At 46.4% G+C, this 16,599-nt stretch carries 17 protein-coding genes; 11 read left to right on the forward strand and 6 right to left on the reverse strand.

Translation table 11 applies throughout. From position 1 onward, the window contains the following. The first annotated feature begins 8 nt into the window (after positions 1-8). Positions 9-725 carry a 5-amino-6-(5-phospho-D-ribitylamino)uracil phosphatase YigB gene (yigB, locus tag ACLIIY_RS15885; RefSeq protein ID WP_434527899.1) on the forward strand — a complete coding sequence of 239 codons (717 nt, stop codon included), beginning with the start codon at positions 9-11 and terminating at the stop codon, positions 723-725. Between the two features lie 138 nt (positions 726-863). Next, complete coding sequence (locus ACLIIY_RS15890) at positions 864-3,350, forward strand: EAL domain-containing protein (RefSeq protein WP_434527900.1); 2,487 nt, start codon at positions 864-866, stop codon at positions 3,348-3,350. A gap of 108 nt (positions 3,351-3,458) precedes the next feature. On the opposite strand, the gene ACLIIY_RS15895 is transcribed toward ACLIIY_RS15890, so the two are convergent. Together ACLIIY_RS15895 and ACLIIY_RS15900 are read right to left on the reverse strand one after the other, a co-directional pair. Beyond that, positions 3,459-4,055, reverse strand: a complete 597-nt coding sequence (locus ACLIIY_RS15895; RefSeq protein ID WP_434527901.1) for a tRNA-uridine aminocarboxypropyltransferase — start codon at positions 4,053-4,055, stop codon at positions 3,459-3,461. Next, entirely contained in the window at positions 4,055-5,605 is a 1,551-nt protein-coding gene (locus ACLIIY_RS15900; protein ID WP_434527902.1) for a COG3650 family protein, read from the reverse strand. Before ACLIIY_RS15900 ends, ACLIIY_RS15895 begins: the two co-directional genes overlap by 1 nt. Positions 5,606-5,646: 41 nt before the next feature. Here ACLIIY_RS15900 and ACLIIY_RS15905 point away from each other — a divergent pair, with 41 nt between their 5' ends. Next, the gene (locus ACLIIY_RS15905) at positions 5,647-6,117 is read left to right on the forward strand and encodes an EVE domain-containing protein (RefSeq protein ID WP_033005830.1); all 471 of its coding nucleotides are present in this window, start codon (positions 5,647-5,649) and stop codon (positions 6,115-6,117) included. 70 nt (positions 6,118-6,187) lie between these two features. On the opposite strand, the gene ACLIIY_RS15910 is transcribed toward ACLIIY_RS15905, so the two are convergent. Both ACLIIY_RS15910 and ACLIIY_RS15915 read right to left on the reverse strand, forming a co-directional pair. Continuing rightward, positions 6,188-7,012: a Cof-type HAD-IIB family hydrolase gene (locus ACLIIY_RS15910; RefSeq protein ID WP_005438534.1), complete on the reverse strand. Its 825-nt coding sequence runs from the start codon at positions 7,010-7,012 to the stop codon at positions 6,188-6,190. 171 nt (positions 7,013-7,183) lie between these two features. Beyond that, a complete protein-coding gene (locus tag ACLIIY_RS15915) occupies positions 7,184-8,173 on the reverse strand; it encodes an alpha/beta fold hydrolase (protein ID WP_122068628.1) in 990 nt (329 codons plus the stop codon). A 65-nt stretch (positions 8,174-8,238) separates the two neighbouring features. Between ACLIIY_RS15915 and rhtB the strand changes: the two genes are divergently transcribed. The 6 genes from rhtB (at position 8,239) to arsJ (ending at position 13,554) form a co-directional block, all read left to right on the forward strand. Then, positions 8,239-8,853 carry a homoserine/homoserine lactone efflux protein gene (gene rhtB / locus ACLIIY_RS15920; RefSeq protein ID WP_005430372.1) on the forward strand — a complete coding sequence of 205 codons (615 nt, stop codon included), beginning with the start codon at positions 8,239-8,241 and terminating at the stop codon, positions 8,851-8,853. 28 nt (positions 8,854-8,881) lie between these two features. After that, on the forward strand, positions 8,882-10,105 hold the full coding sequence (locus ACLIIY_RS15925; protein ID WP_005438532.1) for an EAL and HDOD domain-containing protein: 1,224 nt from the start codon (positions 8,882-8,884) through the stop codon (positions 10,103-10,105). A gap of 102 nt (positions 10,106-10,207) precedes the next feature. Beyond that, positions 10,208-10,543: a metalloregulator ArsR/SmtB family transcription factor gene (locus ACLIIY_RS15930; protein ID WP_009705162.1), complete on the forward strand. Its 336-nt coding sequence runs from the start codon at positions 10,208-10,210 to the stop codon at positions 10,541-10,543. Between the two features lie 27 nt (positions 10,544-10,570). Beyond that, positions 10,571-11,572, forward strand: coding sequence for an ArsJ-associated glyceraldehyde-3-phosphate dehydrogenase (locus tag ACLIIY_RS15935; protein ID WP_434527903.1), 1,002 nt, complete (start codon positions 10,571-10,573; stop codon positions 11,570-11,572). An 11-nt stretch (positions 11,573-11,583) separates the two neighbouring features. After that, on the forward strand, positions 11,584-12,078 hold the full coding sequence (locus tag ACLIIY_RS15940) for a cyclin-dependent kinase inhibitor 3 family protein (RefSeq protein WP_038881516.1): 495 nt from the start codon (positions 11,584-11,586) through the stop codon (positions 12,076-12,078). Between the two features lie 258 nt (positions 12,079-12,336). Then, the gene (arsJ, locus tag ACLIIY_RS15945) at positions 12,337-13,554 is read left to right on the forward strand and encodes an organoarsenical effux MFS transporter ArsJ (RefSeq protein ID WP_020197735.1); all 1,218 of its coding nucleotides are present in this window, start codon (positions 12,337-12,339) and stop codon (positions 13,552-13,554) included. A gap of 90 nt (positions 13,555-13,644) precedes the next feature. Here arsJ and ACLIIY_RS15950 read toward each other — a convergent pair whose 3' ends face one another. Then, positions 13,645-14,025, reverse strand: a complete 381-nt coding sequence (locus ACLIIY_RS15950; protein WP_038896757.1) for a cystatin domain-containing protein — start codon at positions 14,023-14,025, stop codon at positions 13,645-13,647. Between the two features lie 250 nt (positions 14,026-14,275). Between ACLIIY_RS15950 and ACLIIY_RS15955 the strand changes: the two genes are divergently transcribed. Continuing rightward, positions 14,276-15,289 (forward strand): acyltransferase, encoded by a 1,014-nt coding sequence (locus ACLIIY_RS15955; protein WP_020197733.1) that lies wholly within the window; start codon positions 14,276-14,278, stop codon positions 15,287-15,289. A 1-nt stretch (position 15,290) separates the two neighbouring features. Here the strand turns inward: ACLIIY_RS15955 and ACLIIY_RS15960 are convergent, their stop codons facing one another. Then, positions 15,291-15,620 (reverse strand): DUF2500 domain-containing protein, encoded by a 330-nt coding sequence (locus tag ACLIIY_RS15960; protein ID WP_005438509.1) that lies wholly within the window; start codon positions 15,618-15,620, stop codon positions 15,291-15,293. 240 nt (positions 15,621-15,860) lie between these two features. Between ACLIIY_RS15960 and ACLIIY_RS15965 the strand changes: the two genes are divergently transcribed. Continuing rightward, positions 15,861-16,226 (forward strand): hypothetical protein, encoded by a 366-nt coding sequence (locus ACLIIY_RS15965; protein WP_005430355.1) that lies wholly within the window; start codon positions 15,861-15,863, stop codon positions 16,224-16,226. The last annotated feature ends 373 nt before the right edge of the window (positions 16,227-16,599 follow it).

Genomic DNA, 16,599 nt, shown 5'->3' on the forward strand with positions numbered 1-16,599 from the left:
GGAATCCCATGAAATTCTACCGCCGTATTGCGCCTGTAAAGGCGATGACGTTTGACCTTGATGACACACTCTATGACAACTACCCAGTGATAGTTCGTATGGAGCGTGAGTTGTTATCTTGGCTTAAACACCATCATCCGGCGGTCGCTCACATGGATAAAACCGATTGGTTTGCACTCAAGCAACGTGTCGTTCAGCAGCAACCTGAGCTGAAGGGTGATGTCACTTTGTGGCGTTTAGTGCAGCTCAAGCAAGCTTTCTCTCAAGTTGGGTACGATAACGAAGCGGCGCATACCGCTGCGCAAGCCGCAGTAGAGGTTGCTTTAGATTGGCGTAACCGTTTTGAAGTACCACAGCAAAGCCTCGATGTACTTGCTGAACTCGGGCAAGAAATCCCGCTGGTAGCAATCACCAATGGCAATGTGGATTTAGATAGAATTGGTCTTACGCCTTATTTCCAGCAAGTACTGAAAGCAGGGCCGGATGGCAGCGCGAAACCTGCGTCGGATATGTTCACCAAAGCGCAGCAGTTTTTGGATTTGCCAAGTGAGAATATTCTTCATGTCGGTGACCACTTAGTAACAGACGTTCAAGGCGCGAAACTCGCGGGTTTTGCCGCATGTTGGTTCAATGATATGAATAAAAATGTCATTACTCAGGCAAAAACGCGAACGTTACCTGACATTGAAATCAATAACTTGCAGTCGTTACTCGCGCTTTTGTAATCGCTTTCGCATTAATCCATGCAATCTTAATTCTGACCCTAGAAAAGCCGCCTAAAGCCACGTAAATTACTCTCATCAAAGTAAAATAATAAGACCACTTTCATGTGGTGTGGCTTGATGACGGCAGTGGTAGGGTAAATGCGAGCATTCTCTCAACTGGTTCAAAATGTGGATCAGCTTAATGACTTTTTAGTCACTTTTCAGTGTTGTGCAGATAAACGTTATCTGGTGCAACTCTTATCCACCCAATCACGCGACTCCGCCGTCTCGCTCGCACGGGCAATACTCGAAAGATTACCCAACACGCATATCATCGGTCACAGCACCCGTCACGTTATCTTGGAAGGTGAAATCATCAACCATGGCTGCTTAGTGTGTGTGATGGAGTTTGAACAAACCACACTCACGTCTGCGGTTCAGCATTATTCCTTCTCGCCAGATATCGATGGCTACGATCTCAAGCAAGCTTTACAACTGCAAGATAACTCCAAAGCCATTATTAGCTTTTCTGTCCAAATCGAACGCCGTGATTATCCGGTGTATCGCGTATTTGATGCCGACGGTCCGAAGGTTTCTGGCGGTTTGGCTCAAACCATAGATGACGGTTGTTGGGTTCTGCATCAAGACCAAGTTTATGACGAAGCGGTTGTCGCGGTTGCCTTGCACAGCGATACCTTGAAAACATGGACGAGTGCATATTCTGAGTGGAACCCAATTGGTATGCCGCACAAGGTTACTCACGCCAAAGGGACGCGTTTGTATCGTCTAGGAGAGCGAAAAGCGTTGGAAGTCTACAAGCACTATCTTGCTGACGGGCACGACCTGACGCTTAGTCAACTGCTGAATTTTCCACTTTATCGCGAATCCATTGGGCGCAAAGAGGTGTGTGCCGTGACGGAAATCCATCCCGACGGCAGCATGAGCTTCGATCGCCCTTGGTGCTTGGGTGATGAAGTGCAGTTCTGTTACAACCATCCTTCGTTAACGCTTGAGCAAGTTCGCCATGGGGTGGTGGAGCTTTCCATGCATCAGCCTGAAGCTGTGATGATTTATAACTGCGCATCGCGACTTGATTTTATTGATAGCAGTGATGAAGTTCGTGCCTTCACGGACATTTCCCACACGTCGGGTAGTTACTGCATGGGTGAGTTGTATGGCGAGAATCACCAACAAGAAATTCTGCACCATAGCCTGACTTACTTAGCGATGCGTGAAGGGGATGAAGTTACTGCGCTTAACATGCCACAGCAAGAAGTGAGCACTTCAATCTCTCCCTTGTTTAGCCTGATCCGCAATGCGATTGGCGACCTAAATAACATGAACGCTCATATGGGGTATCAACTCGATCGCCAAGCGAAAAAACTAGAACAGAGCTTCCGCCGAGATAGCCGCACAGGATTACAAAATCGTGTTGCGCTGCAAGAGCGTTTGATCAGCATTGATACCGATGAGCATTTACTGACGCTCAAACTGCTTAACTTTAGCCATATCAACGAAAAGTACGGTTATCGCGTTGGCGACCAACTGCTGAAAGACTTGTCGATGCACTTTAGCAATCGCCTGCGCAAACGTCTTGGTAAACCGGCCGCGCTGCAACTTTATAGCATTGGTGTCGGTGAGTGGGCGTTCTTATTCAAAGCTGACGGAAGCAGTGAAATGATTAAGCAACACTTCACTCGCTTTGCTGATGCGGTTGAGCAAACCAACTTTGAGCCAAGTGGCCTACGAGACATTGATTACCTTTCGATTTCATTGTGTGGTGGCTTAGTTAGCCGTCGTGATTTTCCAACGGCATCGCCAGATGAATTGCTCCTCAAAGGCATCGAGGCGCGAAGAGCTGGGGTGCGCAGTAATACTCACATCTGTAATGCCAAAGATATTGAGGTCAATGAAGATGTGCGAAAAGAGCAGTTGGGTTGGCTAAGCTGTGTGAGCCGCGCCATTCTCAAGCAGAACATTATTACCTACAGCCAGCCAATTGTGCACGCTTATAACCATCGTCCTGCGAGCCAAGAGTGTTTGGTACGCATCATGGAAGAGGATGGCAGCATCATTGCGCCGGGGCGTTTCTTACCCATCATTTCTGATACGCATTTGTACACGCGTTTGAGTCGTCACATGATTCGCTCGACGCTCAACTACATGAGGGACAAACAAGGCGACTTCTCAATTAATTTGTCACCTCAGGATTTACTCAGCGATAAAACCTTGATGTTGCTTGAACATGCAATTACCCAACTGAACGACCCAAGACGGATTGGTTTGGAAGTGTTGGAGTCGGAACAGATTAAAGACTACGGCCGAATGATTGAGGTGTGCAGCCACTTTAGAAATTTAGGGGCTCGCATTATTGTTGATGACTTTGGTTCGGGTTACTCCAATATTGATGAGATTCTCAAGTTAGAGCCTGAAGTGATTAAGCTCGATGGCAGCTTGATTCGCTACATCGACAAAGACCAAAAACAGCGCAAGATTGCTTCGCAGTTAGTGCGTTTGTGTCAGGTGTTTAATGCCAAGACCGTCGCGGAGTTCGTGCACAATAAAGAGGTGTGCGACATTGCGCAGGACATGGGTGTGGACTATCTGCAAGGTTATTACTTAGGTGAGCCGACACGTTTGTTTTAATGTGCTTTGCTCTAATTATGCTTAAGTGCCCTGGAGTTTTGTTTCACGTGAAACAGCAGCCAATAAAAAACGCAGCGTTAAAGCTGCGTTTTTTGATTCTTAAGAGCGCTAGGCTTTGAACTCATGACCACTTTTCTCGGCTTGGAAACGAGGAAGGTATTGCTCGAAGAAGTCCTGCATCTGTTGCTGGTTTTGCTCTTCACCGAGTTGCCCCAGCAATTGCGCAGCTACTTCAAAGGTACATAAGTTGCCTTCTTGTTGGTTGCGGCGCAGTTGATATTGGGAATCGGCTTGAGTGGTTAAGCCCATCATCGCGACGCCTTCTAGCCAACGGCTTTTATTGATCATCTTGCGTGCTTCTTGCCAAGTCGCATCAAGAATGATGTACAACGGTTGTCTGTCTTGCTCGGTACTTTGTTGCTGCACTTGTTCAAGCGTTAGGCTTTCTTCACTTGGGAATAGCAGTACTGGCAGCAGGCTTGGATTCGCTAGTGTTTCTAACAACTCTGTTGGTGGCGTTTTACGATCCCAAACGACTTGAGTGACATTCAGTTGGCACTGAGCGAGCAGTTTGCCAGTGTTGGTATCGCGCGTCAGTTCATTGGGGTGCATCAACAGCATCAGCGTATGTTCACTGTTTAACTTAGGCAGCAATGAACAGATGCAGTTGAACTGGAAGCCACAATGTGGACAAGGTAGCGCCATTACAAGCGCACTCCATCACGAACAGGGCTGATACCATCTGAGAACAGACGCACGCCGCTGACTTGCTCTTTGCTCGCTTTTGGCGCCAAGCTTGGGTTGATTGGGTAGCTCACGCCTGTGTATTGCATCACGTGTTGTCCCGGTGTTGCACCACCGCCGCTGACATTGAAAATCAGGTCACGCCAGCCGTGCGAGGTTTGTTGACCAAGCATAATTGGGCTTTGTACTAGCGTCATACGGCTGTTGAAACGCCACTCTTTTTCGTAGTTTTCGAAGACGAGTAGAGTACAACCGCCAGAACCACACCAATCAAGTTGCACCAGTAATTCTTCATCACCATCGCCATTCAGATCATAGGTCAGCCAACGGTATTGGTTATTGCTTGGGTTGGTTTGATTAATGAAAAAGTAGTTACGTACCGCCGCATCCACTTTTGAATTAAATTCGGCACTGGATGGAATGTCCGCAGCTGCAATTGGCGCACTACCGCGTTCAGGAGCCGCTTGTTCAATACCTGAGTTACGCACTGTTGCTGGGTATAGCACTAAGCCGCCATCGGCAATAGGATAAACCAAATTGCCCACTTTCTCTTTGACTGCTTTCAGCTGGTTGCCTTCGCGAGTAAATAGGCGCTCGGTCATTAAGCGTTGTTGCTGGTGGTGAGTCATCAATACTTGTACTTGCGATGGGCTCAGTTGTTGCCAGTAGCCGCGTTCAATCAATGGCGGTTGCCCGTCTGAATAGCTGTATTTGGTGATGGCACTGTGGTCGCTGTTGAGTGTCATCTGCACTTCGAACCCTTGCGATTGGGTTGATGTTGCCACGTAAGTGTTCACCCACTCGAGTGTTGAATCTACGTTGGCCGCCATACCGCAACCTTGGTAGGTTTTATCGTCATGCTCTAGTGTCGCTTTCCAGCCGTAGAGAGAGTTGCTCATGGTATCTGAACACAAGTTCTCGGTCATGCGCAGTTCACCATCGTTAAGTTGGTAGGTACGTTGGCGAGGTTGCAGTTTGCTGCTGTCGATTTCGAGCGTTTGTGTCGACTTGCCCATTTGCTGGAACTTGAGTGTGTTGCCTTCAAAGCTGGCTGACCATGATGGCTCGTTACCGAAAACTCGTGTTGGTTTACTGGTTTGTTTGCAGCGTTGTGGGTTTTCTGTGGTGAGGAAGTTCACTTGTTCTACCACGAAGTTCGCGTCGAAATCTGCAGAGAAACCATCAACACCAGGAGGATTGAGGTGACCAATCACTTCTCCATACATGGTTTGATAAGGCTGATTGGTTAATGCGATGGCTCGTTGCACCTGTTGTGGTGACAGTTGCAGCCAGTATTGTTTGTCGCTGCCACAAGGTGTGATGTACTGGCTTTCATGCCCAATCACGACTTCACCACGCAGCATAAAGGTTTGAGGTAAGATGGTTTCTGGCTTATCTAAGGACGCAGGCGGAGTCGTTGGGGCGTCTGCATCGGACTGCTGTGGTTGCATGCTACATGCTTGCAGCACCAGCAGTGTGGCTAATGCCACTGGGTTTTTCAAAGCCTTCATGTTATATCTTCCTCATTACTCAATCTGCATCGGATGGCATTATGGCATATTGGTTATTTAAAACAGAACCAGATACCTTTTCTATTGACACGCTTCGAACCCAAAAGGTTTCATGTTGGGAGGGAGTTCGTAATTATCAGGCGCGTAATATGATGCGTGACCAAGTCAAATTGGGCGACTTGGTGCTGATTTACCACTCTTCTTGTAAGAACGTAGGTGTGGCTGGTATTGCCAAAGTGACCCGTGAAGCGTATCCCGATCATTTCCAGTTTGACCTTGAGAGCGATTACTACGATCCGAAATCCGACCCAGACAATCCGCGTTGGATCATGGTGGATATTGAGTTTGTACGTAAAACTGAACGCTTAATTCCGTTATCGGTTATGAAGGCGATGCCAGAGTTAGAAAACATGCCATTAGTGAAACGCGGCAATCGCTTATCGATCATGCCGGTGAGCGAAGAAGAGTGGCAAGCAATCCTCGGCAAAGAGAAACTGCCGAGTCAACGATAAAAGAAAAAGGGCTGCATAGTGCAGCCCTTTGTGATTTTGCCGATAACCTGCTGTTGGTAGCCAATACAGGTTATAGCAGATGATCTTGCAGGTAGTGTGCAACCGCATCGTCGGCGTTGCTGCCGATCACTTCATTGTTTGGTAGTGCTTTCATCACTTTCTCGTGAGAGGTGCCCATTACCAAACCTTTACCCGCCATCGATAGCATTTCTACGTCGTTCATGCCGTCACCAAACGCAATGGTGTTTTCTAGCGTCAAACCAATTGATTCTGCCACTGCTTTTAGAGCATCACCTTTAGAAACACCCGCACTCATTACTTCCAGACACCAAGGTGTTGAGAATGCGATGTTTAGTCGATCGCCAAACTGTTCACGCAGCTTCGTTTCGAAGGTAACAAGATGCTCATGGTCTTGCGCTGGGTGGGTGAAGAAAACTTTTGCAATGCCGTCTGTTGGCGCATTGTCTTGGTCGTACAACTTGTAAGTGAACTCTTCGTGGAAATCACGCAGTTGTTCGTCGTCTTTGTTCAGCAACCAGTCGTCGTTTTGGTACATGTGGATAAGTATTTCAGGATCCGTTTTGATCGTGTCGATCACTGGCTGCACCAAATCTTCCGGTACGTTCTGGCTGTACATCTCTTGATCATTCTGGTCATGCACACGAGCGCCGTTTGAAGTGATCATGTAAGCCGGAATACCTACCGTGCGACGAATGCTTGCGACGTCTACGTGGTGGCGACCCGTTGCAAAGACAAATGTGTAGCCTTGTTCATGCAGCGCTTTGAGCGTCTCTTTCGAGTAAGCGCTTAGCTGGTGGTTTGGTGCGAGTAAAGTGCCATCCAGATCTGAGGCAACGATTTTAGTGATCTCTTTGCAAGGTAGCGATGTGCTCATGAAGCCCTCGTAAACGGTTCGGATAGAGTAGAACAGGTTGATTGCACACGGAGCGCAGTAGATTGACTAGGTCGTACTGCTCCGAGTGCGGGGAACATGATGAAGTTTACGCCAAAATAAGGAGGAAAAAGAGGGTAAATCGCAGACCTCGTATTTCCTCTTTAATTCATTTTATGCGCTTTGAGCACGCATAAAGGAAAAGACAGCGTCCAGAGCTTGGTTACGATACTGGTCTTTTTCGAACAAAATTTCGTGCTCTGCACCAGCTATCGAAACTAGGCTGGCATTGGGGTTGGTCTTACTTAGCTTATCGATAAAGCGTTGCTGCGCGGCGTTACTCACAATGCGATCGTTACCTGACTGAACCAATAAAACCGGAACTTTAATTTGGCGTGTCAGCAAAATACATTGCTTAGCAGCCATTAAACCTTGCCAAACCCAGCGAGTGCTTGGCCCACCGACTTGTAGTTCGGGTTTGTCGTTGTATAAACCACGGAACCAATGATAACGATCGTAGCTTTGGCTAAGGGGGTTATCTTCAAACGGTTTTGTGTAATACGCCTTATGTCCCGGAGCATAGCTAGGTTTTGTCGAAACTGCCGCTAAGATTTGGCTGACCGGAATCGCGATAGGGCTGAGATACCACGGTAGGTTAATACCAAACATTGGGGAACTCAGAATCAAACCATTAAAGTTATGTTCTGGATGCGTTTGCAGGTAGCGTGTGGCGATCGCGCCGCCCATAGAGTGGGCAATGATAAAGCGCTGTTGGTATCCGCTTAAATCAAGTTGCTGCAGCACCAATTCCATATCTTCAATGTAATCATTAAAGTCATAGACGTGACCCATGTCTGAGTCTGGAATTAGGCGATCTGATAAACCTTGTCCTCGGTGGTCAAACGAATACACGTCATAACCCTGTCGGTACAGGTCGTAGAACAGTTCTTGGTATTTCCAGGAAGCTTCAATGCGACCGTTAACGATCAGCACGGCTTTTGTGTGCTCAGGATTGGTGAGTTTGCACCAGTAGATTTTCTTTTTCTCTGTCCCTTTTACAAAGCCTTCTTGGCGTTCTTGCCAAAGTGCTGCGATCGGACCACCTATTGCTTGCTCAAATAAAGTCTCTTGAGTATAAGTCAAAGGTGAATGGTTAATAGCCATTAGTCGATTACCTGAAGATACGTTGTTTACGCGATGTATCATCGAAGAATTATTGAGGAAATGCAATGGATACCCACGTTTGGTTAGCCTATGTGGTAACAGCAATCGTTTTTAGTCTGGCTCCGGGATCTGGTACCGTCAACTCAATCAGCAATGGTTTGAGTTACGGTACGCGCAAGTCATTGGGTGCTATCGTTGGTTTACAAATCGGTTTGGCGATTCATATTGCTCTGGTTGGTGCTGGTATCGGTGCGTTGGTCGCGCAATCGGCAACGGCATTTACCGTGATCAAGTGGGTGGGTGCGGCTTACCTTGTGTGGCTTGGCATTCAAAAGTGGCGTGATACGTCCGGCTTGGTTGCAACCGAGAGCCACAAAGCCATGTCAGGTACTTCTCTGTTGTACAAAGCCATTCTTATTAACCTGACAAACCCAAAATCGATCGTCTTCTTGGTGGCACTGTTTCCACAGTTTATCGACCCGGCGAAAGACCAGTTGACGCAGCTATTGGTATTGGGTGTGACCACAGTAACCATTGATGCGTTTGTGATGCTGGGTTACACCAGTTTGGCTGCACAAATGGGGCGCTTTATTCGCTCAGATAAGATCATGGGCAAAATTAATAAAGTATTCGGTTCAATGTTCATGGGATGTGGTGCATTATTAGCGGCAGCTAAGTAACAAATTATAAAAAGCACAATAATTTCGAATGAAAAATGCGTATGTCGCCCGCCAGCCTATCTTTAATCGAAAAAGACAGACGCTGGGATATGAGTTGTTGTTCCGTGATGGTGAAAGTAATGCCTATCCTGCACACATCGATTCAAACAGGGCGACATACCGATTGATAGTAGAGAACTTTCTCTCTGTCGGAACCAACCCTCTGATTGCATCTTCGCGATGCTTCATCAATTTTCCTCACCAAAGTTTGTTGCGTCGGCTGCCAAGAAGCTTGCCGAAAAACAAAATCGTGGTTGAGGTACTCGAAACCTGCCAACCAACCGATGAACTGCTTGAAGCCATTCGTGAACTGTACCGTGAAGGCTACTTGATCGCGCTCGATGATTTCACTTTGACTGACGAATGGCGTCGTTTTCTGCCTTATGTTCATATCGTGAAACTCGACATCATGGCGATGGGGCTGAAAAATGCGTGCGATTTAGTTAAGAAGCACACCAAAAAGCGCACCAAATACCACTTCTTGGCTGAGCGGGTCGAAACCGAAGCTGAGTTTGAAGCGACCAAAGAGGCGGGCTTTAAATTCTTCCAAGGCTACTTCTTCAGTAAGCCGGAAGTGATGCAGACTAAATACGTGAGCCCCGAGCAAGTACTGGCGCTTAAGTTATTTAGAGAAGTGTGTGTTCCCGATCCTGACTTCGATCGGATTGAAAACATCATTACTCAAGATGTCACGCTGTCTTACAAGTTACTGCGTTTTGTAAACACGCAATCGACCACGCTAGAAGTGACCATTACTTCATTCCGCCAAGCTTTGATTTACCTTGGGCAAGAGAAGCTCAAAATGTTTGTCTCGCTGGTGGTGGCGTCTTATATCTCCAGTAAGAAGCCGCGTGAGTTGTACAACTTATCTTTGCAGCGCGCTCAATTCTGCGAAGCCATGTCGCGCTATCAACCTCTTTCGCATCTCAACGAGCAGGGTTTTATGGTTGGCTTGTTGTCGATTCTCGATGCCATGCTCGATTTGTCTGTCGAATCTTTAGTTGGCCAGTTACCGTTAAGTCCTTCCGTGCAGCAAGCTTTGTTGCATCGCCAAGGTGAATACGGCGCGTTACTGGCAATTGAAGAGTGCTACGAGCGTGCAGACTGGGCAGGCGTGGAGCAATTCTCCCAGCAACTCGGTCTTTCTGTCGATGACGTGAAGTCTGAACTTGGCGAAGCCGTTCGCTGGAGTCAGACCTTTTCTGGCGCCTAATCTGATCAAATATTAAACTTTTATTACAGTCGAGCACGATCGCTTGACGGCATCCTATTTTTAAATAACCATATACGCATATCCATATATAGGTATGTAAGTATGCTTCCACATCAGTTCTTCAAACTTCTTTCCGACGAGACTCGTGTGCGTTGCTTAATGCTGGTGGTTCGTGAAGGGGAAACCTGTGTTGGTGATTTAGCTCATGCGCTACAAGAAAGCCAACCAAAGATTTCTCGCCATCTGGCTCAGCTAAGATCAAATGGTATTTTAGTTGATAAACGCCAGGGGCAATGGGTGTACTACGAGCTGTCAGATCAATTACCGGGATGGATGCAAAAATTGATTGATGACTTGGTGGCCTCGAACTGCTTAAAGCAAGAGTACCAAGACGATATTTCACGTTTGCAAGACAAAGCTCGTGCAGCGTGCTGTTAACCAGCGAAAGCTTAAAGGTAGAAGATTATGACGATTAAAGTAGGTATTAACGGTTTCGGTCGAATTGGTCGTTTGGCATTACGCGCAGCGTTTGATTGGCCAGAGCTAGAGTTCGTACACATCAACGATGTAGCGGGTGATGCAGCGACGCTTGGCCACTTACTTGAGTTCGATTCAGTTCAAGGTCGTTGGAACCATGAAGTGCAAGTTGAAGGCACAGACATGGTGATCAACGGTAAGCGCATCACGACTTCACAAGAGCGTGATATCGATGCTGTGAACTGGGGTCAATGTGATGTTGTGATTGAAGCAACGGGCGTTCATCGCAAAACCTCATTCCTAAACAAATACCTAGAACAAGGCGTAAAACGTGTTGTTGTTAGCGCACCAGTAAAAGAAGACGGCGTAGCTAACATCGTCGTGGGTGTGAACGACCACATCTTCGACCCAGCGCAGCACCGCATCGTAACCGCAGCGTCTTGTACAACGAACTGTATTGCACCAGTAGTGAAAGTGATTCACGAGAAACTGGGCATTGAACAATCGTCATTCACAACGATTCACGATTTAACTAACACACAAACGATTCTGGATGCGCCGCACAAAGACCTACGTCGTGCACGTGCATGTGGCATGAGCCTAATCCCGACCACAACGGGCAGTGCAAAAGCGATTGTTGAAATCTTCCCTGAGTTGAAAGACAAGATTAACGGTCACGCGGTTCGTGTTCCTCTAGCAAACGCCTCACTTACTGACATCATTTTTGATGTGAAACGTGACACCACGGTTGAAGAGGTTAACGCACTACTGAAAGAAGCTTCTGAAGGCGAGCTAAAAGGCATCCTTGGTTTTGAAGAGCGTCCGTTGGTTTCTATCGATTACAAAGGCGACCAACGTTCAACGATCGTTGATGCGCAATCAACCATGGTTGTGGGTTCTCGTATGGTGAAGATTTACGCTTGGTACGATAACGAAATGGGTTACGCGACGCGTACTGCAGAATTGGTTCGTAACGTTGGTATGGCATAAGGAGTTTTAAGATGTCTCATCCTACATGGCAATTAGATTTAGAAACGGGCGCTTTAGTACTGACTCCATGTCCTGGTACCAAAGGTGTTGAACTGCAAGCTTCGTTAGAGCAGCTAAAAGCACAAGGCGTAGAAGCGATTGTTACTGCACTTGATAACGCTGAATTAGCAGCAAAAGACGTGTCTGCGTTGGGTGAATTGACTCAACAACTGGGCATGAAATGGTTCCAAATTGAGATTGAAGATGACTGTGCTCCGGGCGAAGAGTTCGCGGCAAAATGGTCACAAGCGAGTCCTGAACTGCACGCGATTCTTGCTCAAGGTGGCAAGGTTGCAATGCACTGTATGGGTGGCTCTGGTCGCACAGGTTTGTTCGCTGCGCACCTACTGCTAGAGAAAGATTGGGCGCTAGAAGACATCGTACGTGAAGTGCAAGCGCTGCGTCCTGGTGCTTTCACAAAGCCAGTACAAGTTGAGTACATCGAGCGTGTGGCTCAAAACGCTTGATCAGCTTATCGGGCTTTTGGAACATCATGATCTAAAAGCTCTCTTTATGCCGTAATGGCTTACCAATTTATGTGATTCTTGTTTATTGGTTTTGTATTTAAATTATTGTTTATTAATAAATAATATTTAAATTCCTCATCAGTTCTTGTTTCACAATTTAGCGCCAGTACTGAGATGGCTCAATGCTGGTGTTCAGGTCATAGAGCATTTGGAACATCATGATCTAAATGCTCTAAACGCTGTACATCTGAGGTCGTTATGATTTCAAAACTAAGTAAAAGTATCCGTCAGTATATGCTGGTGACGTTCAACTATTGGAACTTCACTGTGACGGATGGTGCACTCCGTATGCTGGTGGTGCTTTACTTCCATGACTTAGGCTACTCAAGCTTAGCCATTGCTTCGCTGTTCCTTTTCTATGAATTTTTTGGCGTAGTGACCAACTTGGTTGGTGGCTGGCTAGGTGCTCGACTTGGTTTGAACAAAACCATGAACGTCGGCTTAGGGATGCAGATTTTTGCCTTGCTGATGTTGGCAGTGCCCAATGCTTGGTTGACCATTCCTTGGGTAATGGCGGCGCAGGCAATTTCAGGCATTGCCAAAGACTTAAATAAGATGAGTGCCAAGAGCGCGATCAAAACTTTGGTGCCAGACGAGCAGCAAGGTGCACTTTATAAGTGGGTTGCGATCTTAACGGGCTCGAAGAATGCGCTGAAAGGTGCGGGCTTCTTCGTTGGTGGTTTGCTGTTGTCGGCGTTTGGTTTCCAAACTTCGATGGTCATCATGGCCAGTGTGCTGGCTGTTGTGTTTGTATGCAGCTTGATCTGGCTAGAAGCGGATATGGGTAAGGCGAAGAGCAAACCTAAGTTCCGTCAGATTTTCTCTAAGTCAGAATCGGTGAACATTCTTTCCGCTGCACGTATGTTCCTATTTGGCGCTCGTGATGTGTGGTTTGTTGTTGCACTCCCGATTTATCTTGGCAGCGTGTTTGGTTGGGATCACCTGATGGTGGGGGGCTTCTTGGCGGCTTGGGTGATTGCTTACGGATTCGTTCAAGGTTTTGCGCCTCGTATTACCGGTAAAGCGCAAGGTCGAGTGCCAGATGGCAGCGCGGCATTAATTTGGGCAGGTATCCTTGCTGTCATCACTGGTGCGATTGCTTATGGCGTGCAAATCGGTTGGCAACCAGAGCTTGTTATTGTGGTGGGCTTGATGATTTTCGGCGCTGTGTTTGCGGTGAACTCATCTCTGCACTCTTACCTGATCGTTAGTTATGCGAAAGGCGATGGAGTATCACTGGATGTCGGCTTCTACTATATGGCGAATGCAATGGGACGTTTGATCGGTACGGTTCTGTCTGGTTGGATTTACCAAGAAGCGGGTCTAGCGGCATGTTTGTGGGTGTCATTTGCTTTCTTAGCACTAACAACGCTAATTTCTATCAAGCTACCAAAGGCCAAAGTGGCTACGGCTTAAATCGGCTTACGAGTTAGAAATAAAAAATGGCTCCATATTGGGAGCCATTTTTGTTTTTACGATTCAGTATCGCAAATCAGCGAGTTTTGTTTATGGGCAAAGACGACCTTGTTGTGCAGGTTGCGTCATTTCCATATCACCTTTCAGTGAGCGGTAAACGATGGTGTTCCATACTTCACCATTGTCCATTTCGAATTCAATGGCGTAGTTAAGACCATTCACTACTTGAGTTCGTACGCTTAAGATCTCTTTTAGCTTAGCCGCGGTATTCATCTGACCAAGTACAAAGTCGAGTGCTTGCTGAGCTTCAGGTGTTACTTCACCTTGTGACCAGCCGCCAGCAAGGTTTTCAGCGCTGCAGATAGGGTTCGCTTCCGGTTGCGATTGTGTTGGTGCCACGGTCTCTTCCTTTTGATTACATCCAGCTAAAGCCACTACACAAACCAGTGACGCTAATAATGTTTTCTTCATAAAGACCTCTCTTAATAATCTGTCCAGCATCCTAATGGAATAAAACGGTTAAATCTGTTTCATATCCGAGAAAGCTTAGGGGTGCTGATCCTATTTGTACAATAGGATTTATCGCTAACCATTGTGCAAATCAATGATATTGGTGCGTCATCGCTGAGTTAAAAATAAGCAAAAACAGATTGTTAACTATTTAACTGGATGAAAATTACCCTATGCTATAGACGTAAAGCCAATCAAAGTAGGTAAGGGTATGAGAGAAAGGGTTCTGTTTTTCGACTTATTACGTTGTGTCGCTGCGGTCGCGGTGATTGCCATTCATGTGTTAGCGCCATATCGTAATGAGTTGGGAGTGATTCCATTTGACCAATGGTTGACAGCGGTAGGCGTAAACAGTGTGACTCGCTGGGCGGTGCCCGTATTCATTTTGATCACTGGTGCGCTGATGCTCAGTGATACGCGTCCTTTTGATGCCAAGTACTACGTTAAACGGCGTTTGGGTAAAGTGTTGGTACCTTTCTTAGTTTGGTCGATGTTCTACGCCTATCTATCCGGTTGGACAGCGCAAGGTTTTGATTTCGAGACCGTCAAAGAAGTCGTTGGTAATAGCCCACATCATGCGACTTACTACCACCTTGGATTCTTCTACTACTTTATCCCGCTCTATTTTGTTATTCCGTTATTCCAATGGGTGGTCCGCAATTGCGATGATAACGTCCTCTATGCGTATCTTGCTGTTTGGCTGCTGACCAGCACTTTGTTCCTGTTTAAGATTGATGGTCCTTGGAGCAATCAATACTGGCTTTACATGGGGTATTTGCCGCTCGGCTATGTGCTATTTAAAAAGATGCCTCTCAGTCGTTCTACCGTTTCGATCTTTACTGGCTTAGGGTTAGTCGCTTTGGCCGTGACTTTCACCATGGTGGTGACCAACAGTTTGGAATTGGATAAGTACACCGTAGGGCGCTGGTTCTCTTACAAAACATTGAATGTGATTTTAGCGGCATCAATGATCTTTATGTTATGTCGCTACTTCGGTGAAGGTTTGGCTCCGAAGACACAAAAAGTAGTGAGCTTTATTAGTCAGCATAGCTTAGGGATTTATTTGTTACACCCAATCTTCTTGTGGCCGATGAAAGCGTTTGGTTGGTATGAAGGTCACCCTGCATGGGTGATTCCGGTGTGGATTGTTTTGAGTGGTGCAGGAGCCTTGGGGATGAGTTATCTATTCTCGAAATCCGCCAAGACTCGTTGGCTGTTGCCGTAGGCTAGCGTTTTAGGGCGAAGTGTAAAAACTTGTCGCCACGGTAGGTCAGTGTGCCTTTATCACCAGGATTCAGCGCGTGGTAATAGTGCACACCGATTTGGAATTCGCGCTTAGGGCCAATAGCGCCACGTTGAACGTAGATCCAATATTCTTGGTCGTCTTGACCTAACTCGGCATCCGGAACTTCTATGGCTTGCTTGTCTAAGATGGTCACTTGCGCGCTTTGTTCTGGCGCGTCTTCACCAAAGTAATGTTTGCTATAGAAGCGGAAAAATGCCCATGCACCGAGTGCGATCAGGGCGAACAGAGCCAAAATAAGTGAGATTGGCATGATAACCTCCAATGTTTCATTGGTGCCTATTTTACAGAACTCCCTGATTAAACTATGAGTTGAGATAAATTATTCGTGATCTAGTAAAAGTGTCGTAGATTTTATTCGGCGCACTTCACATTTTATATGCGTGCAAGAGCACAATTTAAAAGGAAATTTGCACCTAACCGCTCGAAAAAGCTCTAAATTTATAGAAGAATGAAATGACGGACAAAGGAAAGGTCAGTAAGGAGGGTTACGATGTCAGATATTGAGAAAGTAGTCATGCGTACCCGAACGATCGAAAAACTTCTGCGCACGCAATACCATGCAGAAGGGAAAGGGCTACATCAATTGATCACTAGCTGCGAGGAGCGCTTACCACATGATGTGGTAGCAAAGCTGCGTTTTATCGCAACAGTGCGGAATAAGGTTGTTCACGAAGAGGATTATAAACTGGACGATCGAAAAGGCTTTTTAGCGGCATGTGATGCATGCGAAAAAGAGCTGACACCGAGAAGTTCACGCTTTATTTGGCGAGCGGCGATTTTGTTAATGGCCTTGATAACGCTTGCTGCGCTCGGTTTTTACTACATGCATTGGGACATTCTAGTTAAGCATTTGTAGACAGTAAAATTTGAATAATAAAAAAGGGACGCGAAAGCGTCCCTTTTCTATTGGAAACAGTAACTTAGTACATCATTGGCAGTGTCATTAAACCAACAACCACTGCAATCATTACCAGCCCTTGTTTTTGAGAAGAAGAAATCATAACACTACCCCTAAAATCATTGATGAACTCGATGTAAATAATATAGCACTGTTTTTGAGCTTTGATCAACTTCAAAGCGGAAAAGTTTTCAAAACTCGCACTTAACTTAAGTGTTTTTACCCTGAATTGACTAATAAAACTGTGTTTTTTGTGCTGTTCTTTAAGTGTTCGACTTGTTGTTTTTATCTTCTTTTGTCTTTTAAGTGTATGATTTTTATGTGTTAAATA

Source organism: Vibrio sp. K4, assembly GCF_051122595.1.
Classification (GTDB): domain Bacteria; phylum Pseudomonadota; class Gammaproteobacteria; order Enterobacterales; family Vibrionaceae; genus Vibrio; species Vibrio owensii.